2 protein-coding genes and 1 pseudogene are annotated in these 3,407 nt (G+C 61.4%); all 3 read right to left on the bottom strand.

Annotated elements, in window-relative coordinates:
- Positions 1–562 precede the first annotated feature (562 nt).
- A pseudogene (gene tnpC / locus F4827_RS34745) lies at positions 563–2,146 on the bottom strand (IS66 family transposase).
- Positions 2,147–2,176: 30 nt separating this feature from the next.
- Entirely contained in the window at positions 2,177–2,530 is a 354-nt protein-coding gene (gene tnpB / locus F4827_RS34740) for an IS66 family insertion sequence element accessory protein TnpB (RefSeq protein ID WP_221303931.1), read from the bottom strand.
- On the bottom strand, positions 2,518–2,937 hold the full coding sequence (gene tnpA / locus F4827_RS35745) for an IS66-like element accessory protein TnpA (protein ID WP_260175580.1): 420 nt from the start codon (positions 2,935–2,937) through the stop codon (positions 2,518–2,520). The genes tnpB and tnpA overlap by 13 nt, the downstream gene beginning before the upstream one ends.
- Between the last annotated feature and the right edge of the window lie 470 nt (positions 2,938–3,407).

Genomic DNA, 3,407 nt, shown 5'->3' with positions numbered 1-3,407 from the left:
ATTCAGATTCGGAGGATGGTCTGATGCCATCGAACCTGTAACCCGCGCCTGGAAGGCGCCGGGAATGTTCCGAGCGAGCGCCTGCAGTACACTAGCAAGCCGGGCGGGTTACTTGCTGCCTGAGTGTGCTTGTGCTTGTGCTTGTCCTTTGTGCTCTTCGCGCCGCGATTCCGGGCATCGAATGACATGAAACAGCCGGCGCATCGCCGGCCTCCCCGTTTCCGTCTTTCAATCGTGATGGTCCGAGGCTTCGCGCAGCGCTTCGCTCCCTTCCGCCCTCACCTGTCGCGCCGCGGTCGACCGTCGGTCACGCTCGACCTGCCGCTCTCCGGCACATATACATGCCCCCTTCGCTTGCCGCATGGCTCAGGTCGAACTTCCGCTCCCGGCATGTACCGCAGCCGAACCTGCGTAAAGTCTCCTCGTTGCCGGTAAGCGACTCAGCCTGGCCGTTTCCCTGTTCGCGCGCGCGCAGAGCATGATGGTGATGACGTGGTGGAATCCGTGTAGATCACGGGGATCGTGTCCATTATCGGTGATCGTGGGCACGATCCATCCAAATCTATCCAGATCTACCCGGTTGATGGTGTGGGCGGGGTGAGGGGTTCAGTTTGTCAGCCACATTCCAGGGCAGCAGTTCGTCGATGCGGGAGATCTTGTGATCAGCGATGTGGGTCAGGACGAATTCCAGATAAGCACGCGGGTTGATGCCGTTGAGCTTGCACGTCCCGATCAGGCTATACATCGCAGCGGCCCGCTCGCCCCCGCTGTCGGAGCCGACGAACAGATAGTTTTTGCGTCCGAGCGCGACACAGCGCAAGGCGTTTTCTGCGAGCACGTTGCTGATCTCGGCCCGACCGTCCTCACAGTAGAACATGAGGGCTGCCCAGTGGTTCAGCGAGTAGTTGATCGCCTTGGCAAGCGCGGACTTCGTCGACAGCGTCGTGAGTTTTGCCCTGATCGTCGTTTCGAATTTCACGAGCAACGGCTTGCTCTTCTCCCGCCTCACGCGCAGACGCTCGTCTGGTGCCTTGCCGCGGATGTCGGCTTCTATTCCGTAGAGCTCGCCGATCATCTCGAGCAACTGCTGGGTATCCGCAGTCGGCGTGCGTGCGTGAACATCGTAGATGTACCTCCTCGCGTGATCTCAGCATGCCGCTTCGTGGATCTCGCCGCTCGCGTACAGTTGATCGACCCCCGAGTAAGCATCGGCCTGCACGATGCCGTGGAATGCGGCGAGTCGGGTTTGAGGGTGGACGCCTTTGCGATCCGAGGAGAAGTCGAACCATACCGCAGCAGGCTCAGCGGAACCCGAGCGACGATCGTCGCGCACGTAGACCCAGAAGCGGCCCGTCACCGTCTTACCGTTGCCTGGTGCGAGCACCGCGACCGGCGTGTCGTCAACGTGCACCTTGCCGGGAATCAGCGCGTAGCGCTGGATCGCTTCAACGAGAGGCACACAGAGCTCGGCAATCTGCCCGAGCCAGCGGCCCATGCTGCCGCGATCCAGCGTCACGCCGTCGCGTGCCGCAATCTCCGATTGGCGATACAGCGGTTGGTGATCGGCGAACTTCGACACCGCAATATCGGCCAGCAAGCTCGGATGCGCGATGCTGTGCTCGATCGGCAGGCTGGGCATCGCGGGCTGTTTGATATGGCCGCAATCAGGGCAACACAGCTTGTGGCGGATCGTGCGGATCACTTTGAACGCGGCCGCCACGCGGGCGAGCTGCTCGGATACATCCTTGCCGAGCAGCTGCATCGCAGTCGCGCATATGGGGCAAGTCGAATCTGGCGTAAGTTCGATCTCGTCGCGCGGCAAGTGCGGCGGCAGTGGTTCTCGCGTGGGCCCTTGATTGGGTGGATCCTTCGACGCTTTGTCTCGTGGTCCTCGCGCCTCTGCCGCCCCCTGGCCGGCCGTCAGGTCTTCCAGCTGCGCCTCCAGCTTATCGATCTGCCGAGCCAGTTTTTCGGACTTGCTACCGAAGTACATCCGCCTGAGCTTGTCGATCTGCGCCTTCAGGCGTTCGATTTCATCGTCCCGTGCGGCGATCTCCCGCGCCATCTTCTCGATCGACGTCTGCTGCTCGCGCACCAGAGCCTGGAGCTCAGCGACGGTTGTAGGAAGCGGCGCATATTGGGACATGCGTCGCAGTTTACGAGCCTTCGATGTGGTTTACAACATCGACAGAGCAGCGGTGCGTTGCGGGTGTCGCCAGTCGATGCCTTCGAGGAGCATCGACAGCTGTGCGCTCGTCAGATGGATCTTTCCACCGTCGGCCTGGGGCCAGATAAACCGGCCTCGCTCCAATCGTTTTGCGAGCAACCAGAGTCCATCGTCGGTTGCCCAAAGCAGCTTCACGAGATCGCCGCGGCGGCCGCGAAAGATGAATACGTTGCCACCCAGCGGATTCTCTTCGAGCGCGGTCTGCACTTTCGCGGCCAGACCTTGGAACCCGCAACACATGTCGGTCACACCGGCCACGAGCCAGACGCGCGTGCCTACCGGCAGCGCGATCACTTCAAGCATTCCTGCAGGAACGCTTCAGCGCGCTCGGCAGACAGGCCGCGTATCCTCACACGCCGTTTGCCAATCTCCACCTCGATTTCGCACACGGGCGTCGCCATCGGTACATCGCACTTCGCTCCCGACGCCACTGCCGGCTCCGGCGGCCGCACTACCAATGCCGAGTCGATCACGTCGACGCTCAGCAGATTCATGCTGGGCACGCTCGGCGTAGCCTCGAGCGCAGGGACAACCAGCTTGCCTTCACGGTATTGCTTGCGCCATCCGAAAACCACGTTGGCGTTGATGTCGTGCCGTCGCGCAACAATCGACACCGACATGCCGGGCTCCAACGTCTCCCTGATCACCTGCTGCTTGAATTCTTGCGCGTACGTGCGATGGGGATGGGCACGGTTCCCTGCGTTCGACATGGCTGACTGGCTCCGTCAATCTAAACGCGCCCATCATGCGTTGGAAAAATCAGCAACGGGAAACGGTCCGGCTGAGTCGCTTACCGTTGCCGGATTCCGCTCTGTACAGATCCGATCCCTCGAAGACAACTTTGCGGATACCCAGCGTTTGCGGACTATGCGAGTCTTTCGCGGGCTCGCATTGCGCCTGGTGCTTGCGATGCACGGCGGCCCACGCACGGCCCGATATGCCCGTCGTCGTCCACAGTCGGAAGCGCAAGAAGTGGCGAACGGCCGGATGCAGATAGAGCGCGCGATGAGATCCGGACTGTCTCGCGCGCCATGGGGGCAAGAATACGCGTTACTACAATGCGAGTTCTTTACAGCATGGACTGCATGTTAGCGTGCAGACGATCCTCCGGTTACACGGACAAGCAGCGCTGGGGCTATTGGAGCAGCGGCGTTCCGGCCGTCACAACGCTTTCAGATCG

Source organism: Paraburkholderia bannensis (assembly GCF_014200455.1).
GTDB lineage: Bacteria > Pseudomonadota > Gammaproteobacteria > Burkholderiales > Burkholderiaceae > Paraburkholderia > Paraburkholderia bannensis_A.
Note: the sequence above shows the minus strand (reverse complement) of the source record. Positions and strands in the feature narration are given on the sequence as shown.

Excerpts from the sequence above, each read along its gene's own strand:
- tnpA (WP_260175580.1), bottom strand. The coding sequence starts at position 2,937 with ATGTCGAACGCAGGGAACCGTGCCCATCCCCATCGCACGTACGCGCAA.
- tnpB (WP_221303931.1), bottom strand. The coding sequence starts at position 2,530 with ATGCTTGAAGTGATCGCGCTGCCGGTAGGCACGCGCGTCTGGCTCGTG.